The 22,148-nt window shown below is 64.7% G+C and carries 22 protein-coding genes; 13 read left to right on the top strand and 9 right to left on the bottom strand.

Features of this window, described 5'->3' with window-relative positions:
- The first annotated feature begins 35 nt into the window (after nucleotides 1-35).
- Complete coding sequence (locus tag V6590_RS00110) at nucleotides 36-728, top strand: M48 family metallopeptidase (RefSeq protein WP_335417691.1); 693 nt, start codon at nucleotides 36-38, stop codon at nucleotides 726-728.
- Here V6590_RS00110 and V6590_RS00105 read toward each other — a convergent pair.
- From V6590_RS00105 to V6590_RS00095, 3 genes are all read right to left on the bottom strand, one after another.
- A complete protein-coding gene (locus tag V6590_RS00105) occupies nucleotides 712-1,260 on the bottom strand; it encodes an RSP_2648 family PIN domain-containing protein (protein ID WP_335417688.1) in 549 nt (182 codons plus the stop codon). The two genes, V6590_RS00110 and V6590_RS00105, sit on opposite strands and share 17 nt — an antisense overlap.
- Nucleotides 1,261-1,268: 8 nt before the next feature.
- Entirely contained in the window at nucleotides 1,269-2,462 is a 1,194-nt protein-coding gene (locus tag V6590_RS00100; RefSeq protein ID WP_335417685.1) for an RSP_2647 family RNA methyltransferase, read from the bottom strand.
- Between the two features lie 68 nt (nucleotides 2,463-2,530).
- A complete protein-coding gene (locus tag V6590_RS00095) occupies nucleotides 2,531-3,202 on the bottom strand; it encodes a DUF6778 family protein (protein WP_335417682.1) in 672 nt (223 codons plus the stop codon).
- Nucleotides 3,203-3,443: 241 nt separating this feature from the next.
- Between V6590_RS00095 and edd the strand changes: the two genes are divergently transcribed.
- The gene (gene edd / locus V6590_RS00090) at nucleotides 3,444-5,249 is read left to right on the top strand and encodes a phosphogluconate dehydratase (protein ID WP_335417679.1); all 1,806 of its coding nucleotides are present in this window, start codon (nucleotides 3,444-3,446) and stop codon (nucleotides 5,247-5,249) included.
- Nucleotides 5,250-5,355: 106 nt separating this feature from the next.
- A complete protein-coding gene (gene eda, locus V6590_RS00085; protein WP_335417677.1) occupies nucleotides 5,356-5,997 on the top strand; it encodes a bifunctional 4-hydroxy-2-oxoglutarate aldolase/2-dehydro-3-deoxy-phosphogluconate aldolase in 642 nt (213 codons plus the stop codon).
- A 9-nt stretch (nucleotides 5,998-6,006) separates the two neighbouring features.
- Here the strand turns inward: eda and V6590_RS00080 are convergent, their stop codons facing one another.
- Nucleotides 6,007-6,276, bottom strand: a complete 270-nt coding sequence (locus tag V6590_RS00080) for a hypothetical protein (protein WP_335417674.1) — start codon at nucleotides 6,274-6,276, stop codon at nucleotides 6,007-6,009.
- Entirely contained in the window at nucleotides 6,276-9,089 is a 2,814-nt protein-coding gene (gene glnE, locus V6590_RS00075) for a bifunctional [glutamate--ammonia ligase]-adenylyl-L-tyrosine phosphorylase/[glutamate--ammonia-ligase] adenylyltransferase (protein WP_335419330.1), read from the bottom strand. The genes V6590_RS00080 and glnE overlap by 1 nt, the downstream gene beginning before the upstream one ends.
- Nucleotides 9,090-9,199: 110 nt before the next feature.
- Here glnE and V6590_RS00070 point away from each other — a divergent pair, with 110 nt between their 5' ends.
- From V6590_RS00070 to V6590_RS00035, 8 genes are all read left to right on the top strand, one after another.
- Nucleotides 9,200-9,667, top strand: coding sequence for a YbaK/EbsC family protein (locus V6590_RS00070; protein ID WP_335417671.1), 468 nt, complete (start codon nucleotides 9,200-9,202; stop codon nucleotides 9,665-9,667).
- 89 nt (nucleotides 9,668-9,756) lie between these two features.
- Nucleotides 9,757-10,362 carry a TetR/AcrR family transcriptional regulator gene (locus V6590_RS00065; RefSeq protein WP_335417669.1) on the top strand — a complete coding sequence of 202 codons (606 nt, stop codon included), beginning with the start codon at nucleotides 9,757-9,759 and terminating at the stop codon, nucleotides 10,360-10,362.
- The gene (locus V6590_RS00060) at nucleotides 10,346-10,681 is read left to right on the top strand and encodes a DMT family transporter (RefSeq protein WP_335417666.1); all 336 of its coding nucleotides are present in this window, start codon (nucleotides 10,346-10,348) and stop codon (nucleotides 10,679-10,681) included. The genes V6590_RS00065 and V6590_RS00060 overlap by 17 nt, the downstream gene beginning before the upstream one ends.
- A gap of 120 nt (nucleotides 10,682-10,801) precedes the next feature.
- A complete protein-coding gene (locus tag V6590_RS00055; RefSeq protein ID WP_335419327.1) occupies nucleotides 10,802-11,269 on the top strand; it encodes a DUF2852 domain-containing protein in 468 nt (155 codons plus the stop codon).
- Between the two features lie 60 nt (nucleotides 11,270-11,329).
- Nucleotides 11,330-11,785: an RDD family protein gene (locus tag V6590_RS00050; RefSeq protein ID WP_335417663.1), complete on the top strand. Its 456-nt coding sequence runs from the start codon at nucleotides 11,330-11,332 to the stop codon at nucleotides 11,783-11,785.
- A 131-nt stretch (nucleotides 11,786-11,916) separates the two neighbouring features.
- Nucleotides 11,917-12,753, top strand: a complete 837-nt coding sequence (locus V6590_RS00045) for an arginyltransferase (RefSeq protein WP_335417661.1) — start codon at nucleotides 11,917-11,919, stop codon at nucleotides 12,751-12,753.
- Nucleotides 12,750-13,130, top strand: a complete 381-nt coding sequence (locus tag V6590_RS00040) for a VOC family protein (protein WP_335417658.1) — start codon at nucleotides 12,750-12,752, stop codon at nucleotides 13,128-13,130. Before V6590_RS00045 ends, V6590_RS00040 begins: the two co-directional genes overlap by 4 nt.
- Nucleotides 13,127-13,834: a phosphotransferase gene (locus tag V6590_RS00035; RefSeq protein ID WP_335417655.1), complete on the top strand. Its 708-nt coding sequence runs from the start codon at nucleotides 13,127-13,129 to the stop codon at nucleotides 13,832-13,834. Before V6590_RS00040 ends, V6590_RS00035 begins: the two co-directional genes overlap by 4 nt.
- 46 nt (nucleotides 13,835-13,880) lie before the next feature.
- Here the strand turns inward: V6590_RS00035 and V6590_RS00030 are convergent, their stop codons facing one another.
- Nucleotides 13,881-15,743, bottom strand: a complete 1,863-nt coding sequence (locus V6590_RS00030; protein WP_335417651.1) for a PhoX family protein — start codon at nucleotides 15,741-15,743, stop codon at nucleotides 13,881-13,883.
- A gap of 445 nt (nucleotides 15,744-16,188) precedes the next feature.
- On the opposite strand from V6590_RS00030, the gene V6590_RS00025 reads away from it, so the two are divergent.
- Together V6590_RS00025 and ilvN are read left to right on the top strand one after the other, a co-directional pair.
- On the top strand, nucleotides 16,189-17,955 hold the full coding sequence (locus tag V6590_RS00025; protein WP_335417648.1) for an acetolactate synthase 3 large subunit: 1,767 nt from the start codon (nucleotides 16,189-16,191) through the stop codon (nucleotides 17,953-17,955).
- A 70-nt stretch (nucleotides 17,956-18,025) separates the two neighbouring features.
- Nucleotides 18,026-18,586, top strand: a complete 561-nt coding sequence (ilvN, locus tag V6590_RS00020) for an acetolactate synthase small subunit (protein WP_335417644.1) — start codon at nucleotides 18,026-18,028, stop codon at nucleotides 18,584-18,586.
- Between the two features lie 45 nt (nucleotides 18,587-18,631).
- Here ilvN and V6590_RS00015 read toward each other — a convergent pair whose 3' ends face one another.
- From V6590_RS00015 to V6590_RS00005, 3 genes are all read right to left on the bottom strand, one after another.
- Nucleotides 18,632-19,411, bottom strand: coding sequence for an enoyl-CoA hydratase-related protein (locus V6590_RS00015; protein ID WP_335417641.1), 780 nt, complete (start codon nucleotides 19,409-19,411; stop codon nucleotides 18,632-18,634).
- A gap of 66 nt (nucleotides 19,412-19,477) precedes the next feature.
- A complete protein-coding gene (locus V6590_RS00010) occupies nucleotides 19,478-19,930 on the bottom strand; it encodes a cytochrome c-type biogenesis protein (protein WP_335417637.1) in 453 nt (150 codons plus the stop codon).
- 4 nt (nucleotides 19,931-19,934) lie between these two features.
- A complete protein-coding gene (locus V6590_RS00005; RefSeq protein WP_335417634.1) occupies nucleotides 19,935-21,902 on the bottom strand; it encodes a heme lyase CcmF/NrfE family subunit in 1,968 nt (655 codons plus the stop codon).
- Nucleotides 21,903-22,148: the final 246 nt, after the last annotated feature.

Here is a 22,148-nt window from a genome sequence, read left to right as displayed (position 1 = left end):
TTGCCCCGAGGCAGGCGCCACGCCATATCTGCCGCATGATCAAGTTTCTGCCCATCCTGCTTGCCATCGCCTATGCCTTCGCGATGTACCGCTTTTCGGTCTGGCGCACGGCGCGGGAACTGGATGCGAAATCCCACCCGCTTGCCGATCCGGCGCTGACAGAAATGGCGTCGCGGCTGGCACAGGCGCTGGATCTGCCCGGGCTGAAGGTGCAAGTCTATGAGGTGGAACCGGTGAACGGTCTGGCCGCCCCCGATGGGCGCATCTTCCTGACCGAAGGCTTTCTGAACCGCTATCGGTCAGGCCATGTGACGGCCGAAGAACTGGCCTCGGTCATCGCGCATGAACTGGGCCATGTCGCACTTGGCCATACCCGGCGGCGGATGATCGATTTCACCGGGGCGAACGCGGTTTTCGTGCTGCTGACCACGTTGCTCAGCCGGTTCATCCCCTTCTTCGGTATCTTTATCGCCAATGCCATCGCCACGGCCCTGATGGCCCGCATCTCGCGCCGTGATGAATTCGAGGCGGATGCCTATGCCTCGGCCCTGCTCATCAAGGCCGGGATCGGCACCGGGCCGCAGAAATCGCTGTTCCGCAAACTGGGCGCGCTGACCGGCAATCGCGGTCAGGCCGTGCCCGACTGGATGCGCAGCCATCCGCAAACCGAAGACCGCATCGCGGCAATCGAGGCGAACGAGGCGCGCTGGCTTACCCCGCAGGCGTAAGCGCGCGGGCCAACCGCCCCAGCCGAATGCGTTTCAGCATGGCTTTCAGGCTGACCGGCTGCCCGGCGCGGCGTTCGGCCTCGGCCTGTACCTCGGCCACGGCAGCGGCCACAAGGTCGGGGTGATGCGACCACAATTCCCACAGAAACCCATCCGGATCGCGCCGGGCAATGCCTTCGGCGGCCAGTACATGGCCGGGAAAATCGCTGGCATTGAAGGTCAGGATCGCATCAGCCCCGCTGCCCACGGCCACCGCCAGCACATGCAGATCATCCGGGTCGGGCAGCACCAGCCGCGATGCAATTTCAGGCCGGGCGCGGTGCAAGGCCTGCGGAAAGGCCGCGCGCATCCGCAGGGCATCACCTTCGGCCTCGATCACCGCCTGCGGCCCCAGCCGCACCACCGCCCGCGTCCATTCGCCCAGAATTCGGTCTGACCAGACCGGTTCATACAGGCCACGCGCCGCAATTTTCAGCAAGATGTCCCGCAAGACGCTGGGAAACAGCACACAGGCATCCAGAACGACGCGCATCCCCGCCGTCAATCCAGCCGGAAGACCAGCGATTTCAGATAGCCGCTTTCCGCCAGTTGCGGCAGCAGCGGATGGTCCGGCCCGGCAAAGCCCGTGTGGATCAGCTGCCCGCGCCGGCCGCCGCGCCCGATGCCGCGCCCGCAGGCATTGCGGAAGCTCGACAGATCGGCGGCATGGCTACAGGAACACAGCACCAGATAGCCCCCCGGCGCCACCAAGGGCGCGGCCAGCCGGGCGATACGCTCATAGGCGCGCAGCCCCGCCTCCAGCGCGGGTTTCGACGGCGCAAAGGCCGGCGGGTCGCAAATCACCAGATAAAAGCGCGCGCCTTCTGTGCCCAGGGCCTCCAGCACCTCGAAAGCATCGCCTTGCCTTGTGCTGAATCGCTCCGCCACGCCGCCCGCCTTGGCGCCCTCAGCCGCCAAGCCCAGGGCCGAGGCCGAGGCATCGACCGCCAGGGCCGAGGCCGCACCGCCCGCCAGTGCCGCCAGCGCAAAGCCACCGACATGGGTGAACACATCCAGCACCGCGGCCCCTTGGGCCAGCCGCGCCGCAAAGGCGTGGTTGGGGCGCTGGTCATAGAACAGCCCGGTTTTCTGCCCGCCCATCAGATCGGCCATATAGGTGGCGCCGTTCATCAGCACCGGGATCGGCGCATCTACTCCGCCCGCCATCACCACGGTTTCCTCGGCCAGCCCCTCCAGCGCGCGCGAGCGGCCCGTGCCGTTCTTGATGACCGTGCTCACCCCCGTCACCGCGCGCAACGCCGCTGCCAGAGCCTCGACATGGGTTTCCGCCCAGGCCGCATTGGGCTGGATCACCGCCGCATCGCCAAAGCGATCAATCACCACGCCGGGCAGGCCATCGGCCTCGGCATGGACCAGCCGGTAGAAGGGCTGATCGAACAGCCGCGCCCGCATGTCCAAGGCCCGCGCCAGGCGCGCCTCGAACCAGGCCTGATCAATCACCGCCTCGGGGTCGCGATCCAGCACACGGGCGATGATCTTGGATTTGGTGTTCACCGTTACAAGGCCCAGCGGGCGGCGTTCGCCATCCTCCAGCACGCAAAGCGCACCGGGTTCCAGCGCCTGCGTGCGCCGATCCGTCACCAGCTCGTCGGCATAGACCCAAGGAAAGCCATGGCGGATGGCACGGGCCTCGGCCTTGGGTTTCAGGCGGACGGTCTTGCGAGGTTCGGTCATGGCATCCAACGAAAATGGGGGGCGTGATGCCCCCCTCTATCCGGTTCGTGACTGTCGCGAAAGGCGGATCAGTACAGCGGCGCGAAAGTGCCCGTTGCCGGAGCGGCCCCCTGCGAGACCGGCGCGCCCTGCGGCACGGCCACCGGCTGCGACAATTCGCGACGGATCACCTGTTCCAGCCGTTCGGTGATGACCACGCGCATCGTGCGGCCCATCTGTTCCTCGGCAATCGCCTTGGACCCGCCTGACCCCTTCACATCGGCCACCACCATGCGCGGCCCGTCCAGCGCAATGCCGGTTTCCAGATCCCGCACCGTCAGGACAAACTTGATCGAATGCACGCCGCCAAAGGTGTAGCGGGTCTTTTCCGTCAGCGAATGGAACCGCTCCAGCCGGATTTCCAGCGCAACCGGACGGCCCGAAGTCATGCCCTGAACGCCGCGCCCGATGCCTTCTTGCAGGATGGTCTGCACTTGGCGGTGCCGGTCGCCGATCGGTTCACCGCGCCAGACGATATCGGCCAGCGGGTAATAGACATTGGCCTCGGATACCCGCAGATCGCGCGGCACGCTGACCTCGACCCGTTCCACATCGTATTTCGGCACCAGCGCCACCGGCGCGCCCTTCGACGCGACCGACAGCACTTCGGGCGCGGTCTGCCGCGCCACATTCGCCCCGCCACAGGCCGTCAGGCCGAAACCCACCGCCAGAAGAACAAGTACCCGAATCGCCCGTTTCATGATGTTGCCCCGGTCAGATTGTGATTAACCTTCTGGCAACCATATTGCCGCCGATCATGGCGGAAATGCGTTGAACCCGCGTCGGCAATCGGGAAGAGCCGGGGTATTGTCGGGGCAAACCTGCCCCCTTCCACCCCATCGCACGCTGTGACCACAGAGATCAGACAGGGCGGATTGCGGGGTTGTTAGCGCTAACAGATTTTGCTACATTCTTGCCAGACGTATCAGCCCGGAGCCAGCCATGACCCTGAACGCCACGATCGCCCGCGTGACCGACCGTATCCGCAGCCGTTCGGCCGGGCTGCGGGGCGATTACCTGGCCCGCATGGCGGAAGCCGCGCAGAAGGCCCCGGCCCGGGGCCACCTGGCCTGCGGCAATCAGGCCCATGCCTATGCGGCCATGGGGGCGGACAAACAGGCGCTGGCGGAAGGTCGGGTGCCGAACCTTGGCATCATCACTGCCTATAATGACATGCTTTCGGCCCATCAGCCGTACGAGGATTACCCCAAATTGATCCGCGCCGCTGCCCGTGCCGCCGGGGCCACGGCACAGGTCGCGGGCGGGGTGCCTGCCATGTGCGACGGGGTGACCCAGGGCCAGGCCGGGATGGAGCTTTCGCTGTTTTCCCGCGATGTCATCGCGCTTGCCGCCGGGGTGGGCCTGTCGCACAATACCTTTGACGCCGCATTGTTCCTGGGCGTTTGCGACAAGATCGTGCCCGGGCTCATCATCGCCGCCGCCACTTTCGCGCATCTGCCCAGCGTCTTTGTGCCCGCAGGGCCGATGACCTCGGGCCTGCCCAATGACGAAAAGGCCAAGGTGCGCCAGCAATTCGCCACCGGCGAAGTAGGGCGCGATGCGTTGATGGCCGCTGAAATGGCCAGCTATCACGGCCCCGGCACCTGCACGTTCTACGGCACGGCCAATACCAACCAGATGCTGATGGAATTCATGGGCCTGCACCTGCCGGGTGCCAGTTTCGTGAATCCCGATACCCCGCTGCGCGAGGCGCTGACCACCGCTGCCGTGACCCGCGCCGCCCAGATCACGGCACAGGGCAATGATTACCGCCCCGTGGGCGAAATTCTGGATGAACGCGCCTTTGTGAACGGCCTTGTGGGCCTGATGGCCACGGGTGGTTCCACCAATCTGGTGCTGCACCTCCCCGCCATGGCCCGGGCGGCGGGGATCCTGCTCGATCTGGAAGATTTCTCCGAGATCTCCGATGTCGTGCCGCTGATGGCCAAGGTCTATCCGAACGGTCTGGCCGATGTGAACCATTTCCACGCAGCCGGCGGACTTGGCTACATGATCGGCCAACTGCTGGATGCGGGTCTTCTGCACCCCGATGCCAAGACGGTGGCGGGCGACGGGCTGGACCTTTACCGGCAGGAACCCAAGCTGATTGACGGCAAGCTGACCTGGGAACCGGGCAGCGCCCAGACGCTGAATGATCGCATCCTGCGCCCGGCCTCTGATCCTTTCGCCCCTTCGGGCGGGTTGAAGCAACTGTCGGGCAATCTGGGGCGCGGTGTCATCAAGGTCTCTGCCGTGGCCCCCGAACGCCAGATCATCGAAGCCCCGGCCCGCATCTTCCACGATCAGGAATCTGTGAAGGCCGCCTTCAAGACAGGCGAATTCACCGCCGATACCGTGGTCGTCGTGCGCTTTCAGGGGCCGCGCGCCAATGGCATGCCGGAACTCCATTCGCTGACCCCAACCCTGTCGGTGCTGCAGGATCGCGGGCTGAAGGTGGCGCTGGTCACCGATGGCCGCATGTCGGGGGCATCGGGCAAGGTGCCCGCCGCGATCCATGTCGCGCCCGAGGCCGCAATGGGTGGCCCGCTGGCCCGGCTGCGTGATGGCGATGTGGTCCGGTTGGATGCGATTGCCGGAACTCTGACCGTGCTGGCCCCGGATTTCGACGGCCGCGCGCCGGTCACGGCTGACCTTTCGGCCAATGCCCATGGCACGGGCCGCGAATTGTTCGACACCTTCCGTCGCACGGTCGGCAATGCCACCGAAGGTGCTTCGGTGCTGTTCTGATCTTCGTGCCTCCCGGCGATGGGGCCTTTATCCTGGCCCCAATTTCCCCGCCGGAGGCATCTGCCCTTTCCACCCGCGCCCGGCCCCCGGGCAGACAGGATTGACCATGACCCCGCAAGAAGCCTCAGCCAAAGCCGCCGAACTCTGCCGCCTTGCCCCGGTGGTGCCCGTCTTGGTGATCGACGATCTGGCCCATGCCGCACCGCTGGCGCAGGCGCTGGTAAAGGGCGGATTGCCGGTGCTGGAGGTCACTCTGCGCACGCCGGTGGCGTTGGATGTGATCCGCGCCATGGCCGAGGTGCCGGGCGGTGTGGTGGGGGCGGGCACGCTGCTGACGCCCGCCGATGTGAAGGCGGCCAAGGCGGCGGGCGCGACATTCGGTGTATCACCCGGCGCGACCGACCGGCTTCTCGACGCCTGCGAAGAGCATGATCTGCCGCTGCTGGCGGGAGCGGCCACCTGTTCCGAGATCATGGCGCTGCTGGAGCGCGGCTACACGGTACAGAAATTCTTTCCAGCCGAGGCCAATGGCGGTGCCCCCGCGCTTGCCGCCATCGGCGCGCCGCTGCCGCAGGTCAGCTTTTGCCCGACCGGCGGCATCAGCCTGACCAAGGCGGCAGAGTATCTGAAACTGAAGAATGTGCTTTGCGTCGGCGGCAGTTGGGTTGCCCCCAAGGCGCTGATGCAGGCGGGCGATTGGGCTGGCATCGAAAAGCTTGCAGCTGAAGCCGCCGCCCTGCCCCGCTGACCCCGGCGGTCAGCCCGTCATCCGCCCGGCCCGCCCACCCCTGCGCTTGGGTTCGGGCGGGGCGTCCAGTGCCGCCCGAAGCACCAGCGTCATGGGATGGCTGTCGCATCCCGGTCCGTAATGAGCAATCAGCGCGGCCAGCGCGGGGCGGCTGTCCACCCCCATTCGCAGGCTGAGCGCCCAGTCGATGAAGATGCTGCGGCATTCGGCATCGGAAATGCCGTCGATATTGTAGCTTTCGCGCACCAGCCCCTTGGGGTCTGCCTCACCCAGTTCCATCAACCGCTCCCCGCCTTCACATCATCGTCCGGCGCATCTGCCAGCGGGGCAAGAACCCGCTCCACGATCTGCCCCGCTTCGGCCACCGCCGCCGCCAGTTGCGCCACCAGATCAGCGGCATCAGCCGCGCCGGTTTCGCGCACCAGAAAGGCCCGACCGCCCTCGCCCAGCCGGTCCGGATCGAAGGCGCCGTCGGACAGAAGCTTGATCGCGCAATGCAGGCGCCACATCACCCTGTAGGCGCGGGTCGCCGCCTGCGCGTCGGTTTGCGACAGGAAACCCGATTTTTCAGACAGTTGGAGTTGCTGTTCCACCCGCCGCACCGCACCCGCCGCCAATAGGCAGCCGGTCTGGGCCAGCAGTTCCAGATCCATCAGCCGCCCGGGGCCATTCTTGGCATCCCAATGGCCGGTTGCGGGTTTGGCCGCCTGCAGGCGCGCGCGCATCTCGGCCACATCGGCAATGACCCTTGGCCCTTTGGCCTTGGCGACCAGAACCGCGCGGCGCGTGGCCTCCACCGTCTCGGCCACCTCGGCGGCCCCGGCCAGAACGCGCGCGCGGGTCAGCGCCAGATGCTCCCAGGTCCAGGCCTCATGCATCTGATAGGCGCGGAAGCTCTCGGTCGATGTGGCCACTGCCCCCTGCCGCCCCGAAGGACGCAGCCGCATGTCCACCTCATAGAGCCGCCCTTCGGCCATTTGCGCGGTCAGCGCCGTGACCATGGCCTGGGTCAGCCGGGCATAATAGGCCTTGGTGGCCAGCGGGCGCGGGCCATCCGAACTGTCAGTCCCATCGGGATCATAGACCACGATCAGATCCAGATCGGACCCGGCATTCAGCCGCCCTGCCCCCACGCTGCCCATGCCCAGCACCACCGCGCCCTTGCCAGGGGGCGTGCCATGCTTGCGGGAAAATTCAGCCAGCACCACCGGCCAGACGGCGCTCACCACAGCTTCGGCCAGATCAGCATAGCTTTTCCCGGCCTCGAAGGCATCGACCAGCCCGCGCAGATGGTGCACGCCGACGCGGAAATGCCATTCCTTCATCCAGCGCCGCGCGGCATCCAGCTTGCGCTCGTAATCCCCTTGTTCGGCCATGGCGGCTGTCAGCCCGTCGCGCAAGGCCGCCATTCCCGGCCACGGGGCCCAGAAACTGCCGCCGATCACCGCATCCAGCACGGCGGCATTACGGCTCAGATGGCGGGCCAATGCGGGCGTCGTGCCGGCAATATCGACGATCAGGTCGATCAGCACCGGATTGGCCTCGAACAGTGAAAACAGTTGCACCCCGGCGGGCAGGCCCTTCAGGAACCCGTCAAAGGCCAGCAATGCCTCGTCCGGGTTCGCGGCCTTGTGCAGGGATTTGAGCAGCTGGGGGCGCAGGCGGCGGAAGATCTGCACCGCCCGTTCCGAGCGCAGCGCCGGATAATTGCGCCAGCCTTCCACCACACCCTGCTGCATCTCGGTCAGCGCCGGGCCATCCTCGGCCTGTCCGGGGGCAAAGAACCCCTCGCAGCGGGCATCGGTGCGTTCCAGCCGGTCTTTCAACGCGGCACGGAAGGCCGCAACATCGCTTTCCCCGCAGAAATGGGCGATCCGGGCCACGCCTTCGGGCGTTGCGGGCATGTCATGGGTCTGGGCATCGCTGACCATCTGCAGGCGATGTTCGATTTCGCGGTGCGCCCGATAGAGGGCGGTCAGTTCCTCGGCCACATCGGGAGGCACCCAGCCCTTGGCCGCCAGCGCGGCAAGCCCGCCCACGGTGGTGCGGTCGCGCAGATCGGGGTCACGTCCGCCTGCAATCAATTGCCGGGTCTGGGTGAAGAATTCGATCTCGCGAATGCCGCCGACGCCCAGTTTCATGTTGTGCCCCTCGATCACGATGGGGCCATGCAGGCGGCGGTGATCACGGATGCGCAACCGCATGTCATGGGCATCCTGAATGGCGGCGAAATCCAGATGCTTGCGCCAAACGAAGGGCGTCAGCGCCCGCAGAAACCGATCCCCCGCCGCAAGGTCACCCCCGGCCGGGCGGGCCTTGATATAGGCCGCGCGTTCCCAGGTCCGGCCCTGCGCTTCGTAATAGGCCTCGGCCGCCGACATCGAGATGCAGACCGGGGTCACCGCCGCATCGGGGCGCAGCCGCAGATCGGTGCGAAAGACATAACCTTCGGATGTGATGTCAGACAGCAGCGCCGTCATCTTGCGGGTGACGCGGATGAAGGCCGCCCGCGCCTCTTGCCAGTCGGCCCCATAGCGATCCTGATCGAACAGCACCACAAGGTCGATGTCCGACGAATAGTTCAACTCGCCCGCGCCGCCCTTGCCCATGGCCAGTGCCACCAGACCCGCCGCCGTCTCGGCATCTTCCGGGGTCTGGCCCGGCAGCTTGCCCCTGCGGATTTCCTCGGCCACCAGCCGCTTCAGCGACAAATCCACCGCCCGGTCCGCCAAAGCCGAAAGCGCGCCGGTCACCGCCTCCAACGGCCAGACCCCGCCCAGATCGGCCAGCCCGGTCAGCAGCGCCACCCGGCGCTTGGCCTGCCGCAAGGCCACGCCGAGATGATCGAGCGGCACCTCCTCCAGCGGGTCCAGCACACCGGCCAACGCGGTTTCCGGGGCGCCTGCCAATGCGGCGCGCAGCCAGTCGCCCTCGCGGCGCATCAGGTCTTTCAGATAGGGCGAACAGCCTGCCGCGCCTTCGATCAGCCCGCGCAATTCGGGGGCCAGATCGGCGAAGCTGGCGACGGCATCGGCCCCTGCGGCCTGATCATGGGGCAAGGGTGATCGGGTCAGGCGGGCGGCAAAGGGCATCTGGGTCATGGGCTGACCATGACCGCGCCGCCCCCCGGCGTCAACCGGTTGCCCCTTGATTTTCCGCGCCGCTTGCCGCGCTAATGCGGCCCGAGTGAAGGAGCCTGCCGATGTCGAAAAGCCTTGCCCGCGTGATCCAGGCGCTACGCGCCGCAGGGATCGACTGTCAGCCGGTGGAAATGCCCAATGAAACCCGCACCGCGCAGCAGGCAGCCGATGCGGCAGGCTGCGCACTGGACCAGATCGTGAAATCCATCCTTTTTGCCGGGGAAGGCAGCGGGCGGCTTTACCTGTTCCTGACGGCGGGTGGCAATCAGGTTGATCCGGCCAAGGCCTCGGCGCTGGCGGGCGAGCCGTTGGGCCGCGCGGATGCCGCACAGGTGCGGGCAGTGACGGGATTTGCCATTGGCGGTGTCAGCCCGGTCGGGCATCTGTCGCCCTCGCCCGAGTTTTTTGACCCGCATCTGCTGGCGTTTCCCGTGATCTGGGGAGCCGCTGGCACACCGCGCCACATCTTCCCCATCGCGCCTGCCGATCTGCTACGCATCACCGGGGCACAACTGGCCGATTTCACCTGACAGCGCCCGAAGATACCGAGGGGTATCTTTCTTGACGCCAAACATTCCCTGCGGTATGTCCCGAAACATACCCGTCGGAATGTCTGTCTGTGACCGAAGCCCATCGCCGCCCCAAGACCCCGGATCAGACCCGCCGTGCCCTGCTGGATGCGGCGGCGGCGCTGGTATTGCAACAGGGGCTGGCCGCCTTGCCATTGCCTGCGATCTGCGCGGCCGCAGGCGTGACCAAGGGTGCGATCTTCCACCATTTCGGATCCCGCGCTGGCCTGATCGAGGCGTTGAGCAGCGATCTGATCGACAGGATCGATCAGGAAATCGAGACGGCCCTGTCATGCGATCCGGGTGGGCATGGCCATTTCACCCGGGCCTATGTGAGTTGCATCTTTGCCCCGGCAGGTGCGGCGTCGCCCTGGGCCACCCTGTCACTGGCGGCCCTGGGGGATAGCGCGCTTGCACAACTCTGGACTGGCTGGATGGCCGATCGCCTGGCCCGCCATGCGGATACGGATGCGGGTCTCATGCTGGAACTGGTGCGGCTGGCCGCCGATGGGCATTGGCTGGCCCGCGCCCAGGGGGCGCCGCTTGCCGCCCCGCCCGAAAAGCTGCGCGACCGCCTGATCGCGCTGACCCATCAGGCCCCCAGCCAGACTGCCACCCCCCTGTATGCGGAGCGCCACGATGTTGCAGACCTATAGCCTGCTGGGCCTTGCCGTCGCGCTGGAAGTTGTAGGCACCTCGCTTCTGGCACGGACGGACGGGTTCACCCGGTTGCTGCCCACGCTGGGCATGGCGCTGTGCTATGGCGGGGCCTTCTACCTTCTGTCGCTGACTGTGCGGGTGCTGCCGGTGGGCATCGTCTATGCCGTCTGGTCGGGCATGGGCATCGTGCTGATCGCCGCCATCGGGGTGTTTGCATTTCGCCAGAGCCTTGATTTCTGGGCAATTACCGGACTTGGGCTGATCTTGGCAGGTGTGGTGATCATCAACACCCTCTCCAACTCGGTCCAGCACTGAAAATCCCTTCCCGACCCGTCATGTAAAATTCTTTCACATACCCCCTTGATTGCAGGGCGGCGCATGCGCATCTTCGTTCATGTGAAAGACATTCACATGAACCGCAACCGGGAGACCGCCATGAATACCGCCACCCCCACCGCCGTGATGAGCGGCCCCTTCCACTACCTGCGCCGCGCCGAAGCCTGGATGGACGAGCGGGGCCGCCCCGCCTGGATCGCCGCGATGGTGCTGAGCTTCATCTTTGTCTGGCCGCTGGGTCTTGCCCTGCTGGCCTACATGATCGTCAACCGCAAATTCAGCGGCCACCGCCGCCATGGAGAGGAAAACACCATGTTCTGCCGCAACCGTCGCCACGCCCATTCGCATGTCCGCACTGCCTATCGCAGCAGCGGCAACAGCGCCTTCGACGCTTACAAGACCGAAACGCTGAAGCGGCTGGAAGAAGAACAGGAAGCCTTCGAGGGGTTCCTGCAGCGCCTGCGCGAAGCCAAGGACAAGCAGGAATTCGACCGCTTCATGGATGAGCGCGCCCGCAGCGCCGCCGCCGAACCCGTGGTGGAAGAACCGCGCCCGGGCAGCTATTGATCATCACACCGGGGCCGCCACGCAGGCGGCCCTTCCTTCCTGCGCAAGGACAGTTTCGCCATGCATCCCGACCACCCGTTTGACGACCACCGCTTGCCCGACCCGGAGCGCCATGCCGAATTCTATGAAGGCGTGCCGATGAAGCGGGCCCTTGCCTGGGTGGTGGATTTCATCCTGATCGCGCTGGTCACCGCCGTGATCGTGCCCTTCACCGCCTTTACCGCCCTGTTCTTCCTGCCGGTGCTGTATTTGTTCGTCAGCTTCATCTACCGGGTGCTGACGCTGTGGGGCAGTTCGGCCACGCCGGGAATGCGGCTGATGAACATCACCTTTCTGACCCGCAACGGCGAGCCCTTCGATCTGGCCCATGCCCTGCTGCATACCTTCGGCTATACGCTTTCGGTAGGAACGCTGCTGGTGCAGGTGGCTTCGGTCTTTCTGATGATGATCTCGGCCCGGGGTCAGGGACTGACGGATCATGTGCTGGGCACGGTGGCGATCAACCGGCCACGCTGAACCCGGCGAAAGCATGTCGAAAGCACGACGGCTGAATGTAATTTTCGCAACTGGGCGCTTGGCGACAAGCGCCCTGTTTGCTAGCGTGACACTGGAAAACGCAACAACCTGCCGGACATGCGCCCCCCGTCATGCGCCACACACTTCCCATAGCGCCGCAATTCTATGTGACGGCTCCGCAGGCTTGCCCCTATCTGGACGGCAGGATGGAGCGTAAGCTGTTCACCGCGCTGCAAGGGGAACATGCACAAAAGCTGAACGATACGCTGTCCAAGCAGGGGTTCCGGCGCAGCCAGAATGTGCTGTATCGGCCGTCTTGCGCGGAATGTTCGGCCTGCCTTTCGGCGCGCATCAGGGTGGCCGATTTCACACCATCGCGCACGCAGCGCCGGGTGTTGCGCCGCAATGCCCATTTGCGCCGCAATGCCACCAGCCCCTGGGCCACCGAAGACCAGTATGCCCTGTTCCGGCGCTATCTGGATCATCGCCATGCCGATGGCGGCATGGCCGATATGGATATTTTCGAATTCGCCGCGATGATCGAGGAAACGCCGATCCGCAGCCGCGTGATCGAATATACCCGCCCCGCCGGGCCGGGCGAACGGGGGCGGCCGCTGTCGGCCGTTTGCCTGACCGACGTGTTCGATGACGGGCTGAGCATGGTCTACAGCTTTTATGACCCGGATCTGATCGGCAACAGCCTGGGCACGTTCCTGATCCTCGATCATGTCGAAATCGCCCGCGAGGCGGGATTGCCCTATGTCTATCTGGGATATTGGGTGCCCGGCAGCCGCAAGATGGGCTACAAGTCCGGTTTCACAGCACTGGAAATCTACAAGGGTGGCCAGTGGATCGACATTGGCGATCCGATGGACCATCGCACGGAACTGCATCCTCTGTCGGTGGACCCGATTGCCGAACAGGTGGCCCGGATCGCCCTGCCCGAAACCCGCGGCAGCAGCGAGTGAGGCGCATTGCCGCCCTGTCACTGATCGTGCCGGATTATCAGGCCGGTCTTGATTTCTATGTCGGGAAACTTGGGTTCAAGCTGATCGAAGATGTCGATCAAGGGCACAAGCGTTGGATCACCGTCGCCCCCACAGCGACCGGGCCGATGCTGGTGCTGGCCCGCGCCGAAAATGACCGGCAGCGCGCGGCCATCGGGGGCCAGGGGGCGGGCCGGGTCTGGCTGTTTCTGGAAACCGATGATTTCGCACGCGACCACGCCGCCATGCTGGCAGCCGGGGTGGAATTCGAGGAAGCGCCGCGCCATGAGCCTTATGGCATCGTCGCCGTCTGGCGCGATCCTTTCGGCAATCGCTGGGATCTGCTGCAACGGCAATGACGTCCGCCCCCGACCTTTCGGCCTTCGGCGCGACACCGCTGCACCCGCTATCGGGCGGTCATCGCAACGCAGTCTGGCGTGCCGATCTGGCCGGAAGGCCGATGGTGGCCAAATCCACCCGCCGCAGCGATGCCGCCCTGCGCTGGTTGTTTCCGCTTCAGGCCGCGGCGCGGCAAGTGGGTTTCATCGTCCCGCATCTCATTGAAACGCCCTCCGGACCGGCCCCGAATGGCTGGACGCTGGAAGCCCTGGTCGAAGGTCACGCGGCCACTGCCCCGGCACTTGCGGCACTGGCTCCACGGATTTCAGCCTTTCACGCCACAACTGGCGATCTGCCGCAGCGACCGGGCTTCGCCTCATGCAGGGAATTGCCCCAGGTGCTGCGCGGCGGAGATATCGACCTGACGCAATTGCCAAACGAGGTTGGTGAAATCTGCGCGTCGGCTTGGCGCGGGCTGGCGGGCACGGACTGCGCGATCCATGGCGATCTTTGTGCAGCAAACATCATCCTCGGGCCAGATGGTCCTGCCCTGATTGACTGGGACGAGGCGCGCAAGGATCTGCCGTTTTTTGATCTGGTCGCGACCAGCCCGATGTCTGCCGATCAGAAACGGGCCCATCTTGCCTGGGAAGTCGCGTCGTGCTGGCAAGCAGAACCGACCCGCGCCCGCGCGCTTCTTCTGGAACTCCGCGCTTCTGAATAGCAAAAGGGCCGCCAAAGGGCGGCCCTTTCGATACATGCACGCCAGATCAGGCAAGAGTTGCCCCATCGTTGCGGCGGATCGCGATCAGGGTCGAGCGCGGCAGGCCGCCCGCCATGTCGGGGAAATCGCCGCCCGGATGCTGAATGCCGACAAAGACCGTGCGACGATCGGCCGAGAAGGTCATGCCGGTCACTTCCGAACCCAGCGGGCCAGTCAGGAAACGCTCGATCTGACCCGAGGCCGGATCGCCCACCAGCATCTGGTTGTTGCCCTGCCCGGCGAAATCACCCTCGTTGCTGTCTTCGCCATCGGTCTGGATCCAGAGCATGCCGGTCGAGTCAAACATCATGCCGTCGGGCGAGTTGAACATGTTGCCCGAATGGATGTTGGACGAACCGGCATAGGCATCCTTGTGCACGTCCGGATTGCCGGCCATGACATAGAGATCCCAACGGAAGCTGTCTGCGCCATGGTCTTCATCTGCCGGATACCAGCGCACGATCTGGCCATAGTGGTTTTCAGCGCGCGGGTTCGGACCGACCGCCGGGGTTTCATCGCCGCCCGCATTGGGCTTGACCGCGCGGTTCTTGTTGTTGGTCAGCGCGCAATAGGCTTCCACCGCGCGCGGGTTCACTGCAACCCATTCCGGGCGGTCCATGGTGGTGGCGCCGACCTTGGAACCGGCCTGACGGGTGTGGATGCAGATTTCGGCCGCCGACATGCCGGTCGCTTCGGGGGTGAGCGCCAGCCATTGGCCGGTGCCATCCTCGGCGAATTTGGCGACATAGAGCTGGCCTTCATCCAGCAGCGCATCGGTGGGCGCGCCGGGGGCATAGGTGCCAGCCGAGACGAACTTGTACAGGAATTCGCCACGCTCGTCATCGCCCAGATACACCACCACGCGGCCATCGTGGGTCAGCGTGCAGGCGGCGTTTTCATGCTTGAAGCGGCCAAGCGCGGTACGCTTCACCGGCTTCGACGCCGGATCGGCGGGGTTGATTTCCACCACATAGCCGAAGCGGTTGGGTTCGTTGACGTTCTTCACCAGATCGAAACGCGGGTCGAACTGTTCGTAGCCATAGACCGATTCCGCCTCGATGCCGTAACGGGCGAAGGCCTCGGGCAGCTTGGCCTCCAGATCAGTGGCGCCAAAGTAGCCGTTGAAGTTTTCTTCGCAGGTCAGATAGGTGCCCCAAGGGGTTTTGCCCGCGCCGCAATTGTTCATGGTGCCCAGCACTTCGGTGCCGGTCGGATCGGCGGGGGTGCGGAGAAGCTCGTGCCCGGCAGCGGGGCCAGAGAGGCGCATCGGCGTCAGGTTGGTGATGCGGCGGTTGAAGGGGCTGTCCTTCACGATGGCCCAGCCCTCGGGGCCCTCGGCCACTTCCATCACCGTCACGCCCTGCAGGTTCTGCAGCAAGCGCACGTCCGCCTCGGATTTCACCTTTTCTTCCTGTTCTTTCGGCAGGTTGATATCGGTGTTCACATATTCATGGTTCACTGCGATGACCTGATGGCCACCGATGTTGAACAGCTCCATCCCGTCGGTGTTTTCGCCAAACACCCGGTCGGCGCCCTCAGACGGCACGCCCTTGGCAGCATCGAAAGCGGGCGCATCGGAGAAGAGCGCATCGCCCCAACGGGCCACCGGCTTCCATTCATAGCCTTCCGGAACATGCACGGTGCCATCGGTAGCGACCGGGATCGGGGTAAAGGCAAAGCGCGCAGTGGCGGCATGGGCCGTGGTGCCGCGCAGCGTGCCCATGACGGAAGCGGCGGAGCCAAGCGCCACAAGCCCGGTCAGAAAGCCGCGACGCGACAGGCCCTTCGCCACGATGCGGTCGAAATCGGTGGTTTCAGCGCGCGGATTGCGGGCTTCGTCAAATTCATCGAACGAGAAACGGTCGGTCATCACTGGCTCCTTTGGCTGGCGCGGGCAGAACAGGCCCACAAAATTCCTAGTCCCACAGAGATGTTTCAATCCGACGCAACTGCTGTGAAGGTTCGGTGACAGAGGGCCCGACCCGAGTCGCCCCTTCACCGGGAATGGGCATCATTTTTCTTGATGTTTCCAAATACAACACCGACGCGCAATAAAAGTTCAACTTTTCTCACCCATGCGACACTTTTGGCGGCTTTTTGGCATTGACGCCCCCTGCCCGGCCCCATAATGTCCGCCCCAGTGAAGCACAGCCCGGGGATGAGGATGGATCAGCTTCTTGTCATCGTAGGGATCAGGCGCATGGGCCGGTAGCGGCAAACCATACGGTTCCCCCATGCGCCCCCGCGGAAAACCCGACGGGGGCTTTTTTGTTGCGAAAGAGGGCCGCCCTGCGCGGCGGGTAAGGACGGAAGAAATGACACGGGCGAATACGGGCATGATGACCGGCGCAAAGATGATCGTGAAGGCGCTGAAGGATCACGGGGTGGAAGTCGTGTTCGGCTATCCGGGCGGTGCCGTGCTTCCGATCTATGACGAAATCTTTCAACAAAACGACATCCGTCATGTTCTGGTGCGCCACGAACAGGGCGCGATCCACATGGCCGAAGGCTATGCGCGATCCACCGGCAAGCCCGGCGTGGCGCTGGTGACCTCTGGCCCCGGTGCCACCAATGCAGTGACCGGCCTGACCGATGCGCTGCTGGACAGTATTCCGATCGTGGTGCTCTCGGGCCAGGTGCCGACCTTCATGATCGGCACCGATGGCTTTCAAGAGGCCGATACCGTGGGCATCACCCGCCCCTGCACCAAGCATAACTGGCTGGTGAAGGATACCGCGAAACTGGCGGAAACCATCCATCAGGCCTTTCATGTGGCCACCAGCGGGCGGCCCGGCCCGGTGCTGATCGACATTCCGAAGGATGTGCAATTCGCCCAGGCCGAATACACGCCAAAGGAAAAGACCCAGATTTCGCATTACCAACCCAAGGTGAAGGGCGATATCGACGCCATCACCCGGCTGGTGGAGATGATCGAAACCGCCGAACGCCCGGTGTTCTATACGGGCGGCGGCGTGATCAATTCCGGCCCCGGTGCCAGCCAGCTGCTGCGCGAGCTGGTGGATGCGACGGGCTTCCCCATCACCTCGACCCTGATGGGCTTGGGCGCCTATCCGGCCAGTGGCAAATCCTGGCTGGGGATGCTGGGGATGCACGGCCTGTATGAGGCCAATCTGGCCATGCATGGCTGCGATCTGATGATCAATATCGGCGCGCGGTTCGACGACCGGATCACCGGCCGCGTGGCCGATTTCAGCCCGAATTCGGTCAAGGCACATATCGATATCGACCCGTCCTCGATCAACAAGGTGATCCGGGTGGAGGTGCCGATCATCGGCGATGTGGGCCATGTGCTGGAAGACCTGCTGCGCATCTGGAAATCGCGCGGACGCAAGGTGAACAAGGAAGGTCTGGCCAAATGGTGGAGCCAGATCAAGGAATGGCAGGCGGTCAATTGCCTTGACTACAAGAACAGCGAAAAGACCATCAAGCCGCAATATGCCCTGCAAAGGCTGGAGGCCCTGACCAAGGGCATGGATCGCTATATCACCACCGAAGTGGGCCAGCATCAGATGTGGGCGGCGCAGTTCCTAGGCTTTGAGTCCCCGAACCGCTGGATGACCTCGGGCGGCCTGGGCACCATGGGCTATGGCCTGCCGGCATCCATCGGGGTGCAGATCGCCCATCCGGAGGCGCTGGTCATCAACGTGGCGGGCGAGGCGTCCTGGCTGATGAACATGCAGGAAATGGGCACCGCGATGCAGTTCCGCGCGCCGGTCAAGCAGTTCATCCTGAACAATGAACGTCTTGGCATGGTGCGGCAGTGGCAGGAATTGCTGCATGGCGAACGCTACAGCCATAGCTGGAGCGAAAGCCTGCCCGATTTCGTGAAGCTGGCCGAGGCCTTTGGCTGCAAGGGCATCAAATGCAGCGACCCCAAGGATCTGGATGACGCCATCATGGAGATGATCCGCTATGACGGCCCGGTGATCTTTGATTGCCTGGTGGAAAAGCACGAAAACTGCTTCCCGATGATCCCGAGCGGCAAGCCGCATAACGAGATGCTCTTGGGCGAAGCCGAGACGCAGGGCGTGATCAAGGCTGGCGGCGCAGTGCTGGTGTGAGATGTCGCGCGGGGGGCTGTCTGCCCCCCGCACCCCCCGAGGATATTTTTGCCAAGATAAAGGAGCCCCAATGTCGGCGCTCAACATCAAGAAAGGCTCGACGAGCCATTCCGCCTATGACCTGCGCGATCCCTATGCCGAGGTGATCGAAAGCCATACTCTGGCAGTGCTGGTCGATAACGAAAGCGGCGTGCTGGCGCGCGTCATCGGGCTGTTTTCCGGCCGGGGCTACAATATCGACAGCCTGACGGTTGCCGAGGTCGATCACAGCGGGCATCGGTCGCGCATCACCATCGTGACGCGCGGCACACCACAGGTGATCGAGCAGATCAAGGCACAGCTGGGCCGGATCGTGCCCGTGCATGAAGTGCATGATCTGACGGTGGAAGGTCCGGCGGTGCAGCGCGAACTGGCGCTGATCAAGGTGGCGGGCAAGGGCGATCAGCGGATCGAGGCGCTGCGTCTGTGCGAAATCTTCCGCGCCAAGGTGGTGGACAGCACGCTGGAAAGCTTTGTCTTCGAAATGACCGGTACGCCGGAAAAGATTGACGCCTTTGCCGAACTGATGCGCCCGCTGGGTTTGAAAGAGATCGCACGCACCGGTGTTGCCGCGCTGTCGCGGGGCGTTTGACCGGAGACGCAAAAGAAAGGGGGCCGCGTGGCCCCCGTTTCGCCGTCAGTTGCCGGTATAGCGGGCCGGGCGTTTTTGCAAGAAGGCCATGACGCCTTCGCGGAAATCATGGCTTTTGCCCAGATCGCCCTGCAGCCGCGCCTCCAGCGCCAGCTGCGTGGGCAGATCATTGGCGCTTGAGGCGCGCAGGGACTGCTTTACCGCCCGGTAGGCTGCGGTCGGGCCTTGGGCCAGATGGGCCGCGCGGGCCGCGACATGGGTGGCGAAATCGGCATCCGCCACACATTCATAGATCATGCCCCAATCGGCGGCCTGACGTGCGGTGACCTTGTCGGCAAAAAGGCAGGCCCCCATGGCACGCGCGGCCCCCACCTGACGCGGCAGCCACCAGGTGCCGCCCGCATCGGGCATCAGGCCGATCCGGGTGAAGGCCTGCACGAAGCTGGCGCTTTCGCAGGCGATCACCACATCGGCGGCCAGTGCCAGATTGGCCCCTGCCCCTGCCGCCGCACCATTCACCGCCGAAATGGTGGGCACCTTGCAGTCATAGATCGCGTTCAGCAGCGGCACATATTCTTCGTTCAGGATCTGTTCAAAGGGCACATCGGCGCCAAGACCCTGGGCATCCTGCAGATCCTGCCCTGAACAGAAGGCCCGCCCCGCGCCGGTAAAGACGATCACGCGGGCGCTGGTCTCGGCTTTGCGGATCGCGGCCAGCATATCGCGGCGCAGCGCGCTGGTCAGGGCGTTCATCACCGCCGGGCGGTTGAGGGTGATCGTGGCTATGCCATCCGCTTCGCTGAGCAGGATCGGGGCTTCGGTCATGGGGTCCTCCGCAGGTTTGGCGGCCAGATTAACGGGACGCCGAACCGGGGAAAGCGAAACACCACGTCACTTGCGCAGGATTTCCTGCAGCCGGGCCTCTTCTTCCGCCGAAAGCGCCGCGGGTTGAATCTGCGCGCGTTTGCGCAGCCAAAGCAGCGCCATCGCCCCACCGCCCAGCAGCATGGCAGGTCCGGCCAGCCACAGAAGCAGGGTGGAGCCGCTGGCAGGCGGATCGAACAGCACATATTCGCCATAGCGGGCAACGACGAACGCGATCACCTCATCGTCGCTGTCGCCCGCCACCAGCCGTTCGCGCACCAGAAGCCGCAGGTCGCGCGCCAGATCGGCGTTGGAATCGTCGATGTTTTCCGATTGGCAGACCGGGCAGCGCAGAACGCGCGACAGATCGCGCGCCCGCGCCTCAAGCGCCGGGTCGGCGAGGATTTCATCGGGCTTCACTGCCCAGGCGGGGGCAGCCAGCAGCGCAAGGCAGAGCGTCAGGGCGAAGGCGTGGCGCATCAGGTTACTCCGCCGGTTGGGCGGCGGCGCGACGTGCCCCCGCCGCCACACGATAGCGCCGGTCGGTCAGCGACAAAAGCCCGCCAAGCGCCATAAGGGCAGACCCGATCCAGAGCCAGTTGGCAAAGGGCTTCCAATAGCCGCGCACCGCCCAGCCGCCATCCTCCTGCGGATCACCGATCACCAGATAGATGTCGCGCCAGAGCCCGTAATCAAGCGCTGCTTCGGTCGTGGGCATGGCCTGCACCGGATAGACCCGCTTTTCGGGGTACAGCACGGCGACTTCGGCGCCGTCGCGGCGCACCGCCATTTCGGCCATGGTGGACAGGTAGTTCGGCCCCTGCACCTGATCGACACGGTTCAGCGTGACCTGATAGCCCGCCAGATCAAAGCTGCCGCCGACAGGCACCACCTTGATGATCTCGGATTGCCAACCCATCATCGCGGCCACCGCAAAAAGCGTGGCCCCCATTCCGGCATGGGCCGTCGCCTTGCCCCAATCGGCGCGCGGCAGGCGGGTCAGGCGGGCCAGCTTGTCCCCAAGCGGCCCTCGCCCGGCCCGCTGCCACAGATCGGCTGCCGCACCGCCCACGACCCAGGCCCCCAGCAGCGCCCCCACCGGCACCAGCGCCGAGGTGCCGGTCTGCACGGCAAAGGTGAAGGCGCCACAGGCCATGGCGAAAACCAGAACCGGCCACAGCGGTTGCATCGTCCGCCCGATCTGCGCCCGCTTCCACGGCATCATGGCGCCGATGGGCAGCAGCGCCGCCAGCGCCACCATGAAGGGGCTGAAAGCCGCATCGAAGAACGGTGCCCCGACGCTAAGCTTGCGATCCCAGAGCATTTCGGCCACCAGAGGCCAGATCGTGCCCACGAACACCACAAAGCAGGACACGGCCAACAGCAGGTTGTTGGCCACCAGCGCGCTTTCGCGGCTGACCATGGAAAAGACGCCCTTCGCCTCCATCGCGCTGGCACGGGCCGCAAACAGCGTCAGCGCACCGCCCATGAACCCCGCCAGGATCAGCAGGATGAATACCCCGCGTTCGGGATCATTGGCGAAGGCATGGACCGAGGTGATGACACCCGAACGCACGATGAAGGTGCCGATCAGGCTGAACCCAAAGGCGAGGACGGCAAGAAGGATGGTCCAGGCCTTCAGGCTTTCGCGCTTTTCCACCACGATGGCCGAATGCAGCAAGGCCGCCGCCAGAAGCCAGGGCATGAAGCTGGCATTTTCCACCGGGTCCCAGAACCAGAAACCGCCCCAGCCCAGTTCATAATAGGCCCACCAGGATCCAAGCGCGATGCCTATGGTCAGAAAGATCCAGGCGGCCAGCGTCCAGGGCCGCACCCAGCGGGCCCATGCGGCATCGACCCGGCCTTCGATCAGCGCGGCCACGGCAAAGCTGAAGGCCATGCTGAGCCCGACATAGCCAAGGTAGAGGAAGGGCGGATGGAAGGCGAGCCCGGGGTCCTGCAGCAGCGGATTGAGGTCATCGCCGTTGAAGGGCGGTTCGGCCAGCCGCAGAAACGGGTTTGAGGTAAAGAGCAGGAAGGCCAGAAAAGCCACCCCGATCATCCCCTGCACCGCCAGAACCCGCGCCCGCAGCGAGGCGGGCAGATTGCCGCCGAACCAGGCCGCGCAGGCGCCAAACAGCGCAAGGATCAGAACCCAGAGCAGGAGCGAGCCTTCATGGTTCCCCCAGACGCCGGAAACCTTGTACAGCATCGGCTTATCGGTATGGCTGTTCAGCACGACAAGGCGCAGCGAAAAGTCAGATGTTACAAAGGCATAGGTGAGCGCGCCAAAGGCCAGCGCAATCAAGGCCAATTGCAGGATCGCCGCCGGTTCGGCCACCGCCATCCAGCTGTTCCAGCGTTTCCAGGCCCCGATCATGGGCAGACTGGATTGCAGCAGCGCCACGGCAAGTGCCAGCACCAGCGCGAAGTGACCAAGCTCGACGATCATGCGGTTCCCCCTGTTCGGGGGGATATTAGGCGAAAGCGGCCCGCGCTGCCATGGCCTGCGCGGCCATGTCGCAATCTGGTGAAAGCTGGATCGGGATGGGTCGTGTGGACGGGGGGCTTTCTGCCCCCACGGCTGCGTTTCGCAGCCTTCCCCCTAAGGATATCTGGGCTAGGGTCCAGACTCATTGATCGTCAAAGCCAGAAGATGACGGTTGCGGCGAGGGCGACGGCGGAGAGGAAGGTCTTT

The organism is Gemmobacter denitrificans (assembly GCF_036964905.1).
GTDB classification, from domain to species: domain Bacteria; phylum Pseudomonadota; class Alphaproteobacteria; order Rhodobacterales; family Rhodobacteraceae; genus Gemmobacter; species Gemmobacter denitrificans.
Note: the sequence above shows the minus strand (reverse complement) of the source record. Positions and strands in the feature narration are given on the sequence as shown.

Coding starts and splice junctions, on each gene's coding strand:
- V6590_RS00110 (WP_335417691.1), top strand. CDS start 36: ATGATCAAGTTTCTGCCCATCCTGCTTGCCATCGCCTATGCCTTCGCG.
- V6590_RS00105 (WP_335417688.1), bottom strand. CDS start 1,260: ATGCGCGTCGTTCTGGATGCCTGTGTGCTGTTTCCCAGCGTCTTGCGG.
- V6590_RS00100 (WP_335417685.1), bottom strand. CDS start 2,462: ATGACCGAACCTCGCAAGACCGTCCGCCTGAAACCCAAGGCCGAGGCC.
- V6590_RS00095 (WP_335417682.1), bottom strand. CDS start 3,202: ATGAAACGGGCGATTCGGGTACTTGTTCTTCTGGCGGTGGGTTTCGGC.
- edd (WP_335417679.1), top strand. CDS start 3,444: ATGACCCTGAACGCCACGATCGCCCGCGTGACCGACCGTATCCGCAGC.
- eda (WP_335417677.1), top strand. CDS start 5,356: ATGACCCCGCAAGAAGCCTCAGCCAAAGCCGCCGAACTCTGCCGCCTT.
- V6590_RS00080 (WP_335417674.1), bottom strand. CDS start 6,276: ATGGAACTGGGTGAGGCAGACCCCAAGGGGCTGGTGCGCGAAAGCTAC.
- glnE (WP_335419330.1), bottom strand. CDS start 9,089: ATGCCCTTTGCCGCCCGCCTGACCCGATCACCCTTGCCCCATGATCAG.
- V6590_RS00070 (WP_335417671.1), top strand. CDS start 9,200: ATGTCGAAAAGCCTTGCCCGCGTGATCCAGGCGCTACGCGCCGCAGGG.
- V6590_RS00060 (WP_335417666.1), top strand. CDS start 10,346: ATGTTGCAGACCTATAGCCTGCTGGGCCTTGCCGTCGCGCTGGAAGTT.
- V6590_RS00055 (WP_335419327.1), top strand. CDS start 10,802: ATGAATACCGCCACCCCCACCGCCGTGATGAGCGGCCCCTTCCACTAC.
- V6590_RS00050 (WP_335417663.1), top strand. CDS start 11,330: ATGCATCCCGACCACCCGTTTGACGACCACCGCTTGCCCGACCCGGAG.
- V6590_RS00045 (WP_335417661.1), top strand. CDS start 11,917: ATGCGCCACACACTTCCCATAGCGCCGCAATTCTATGTGACGGCTCCG.
- V6590_RS00035 (WP_335417655.1), top strand. CDS start 13,127: ATGACGTCCGCCCCCGACCTTTCGGCCTTCGGCGCGACACCGCTGCAC.
- V6590_RS00030 (WP_335417651.1), bottom strand. CDS start 15,743: ATGACCGACCGTTTCTCGTTCGATGAATTTGACGAAGCCCGCAATCCG.
- V6590_RS00025 (WP_335417648.1), top strand. CDS start 16,189: ATGACACGGGCGAATACGGGCATGATGACCGGCGCAAAGATGATCGTG.
- ilvN (WP_335417644.1), top strand. CDS start 18,026: ATGTCGGCGCTCAACATCAAGAAAGGCTCGACGAGCCATTCCGCCTAT.
- V6590_RS00015 (WP_335417641.1), bottom strand. CDS start 19,411: ATGACCGAAGCCCCGATCCTGCTCAGCGAAGCGGATGGCATAGCCACG.
- V6590_RS00010 (WP_335417637.1), bottom strand. CDS start 19,930: ATGCGCCACGCCTTCGCCCTGACGCTCTGCCTTGCGCTGCTGGCTGCC.
- V6590_RS00005 (WP_335417634.1), bottom strand. CDS start 21,902: ATGATCGTCGAGCTTGGTCACTTCGCGCTGGTGCTGGCACTTGCCGTG.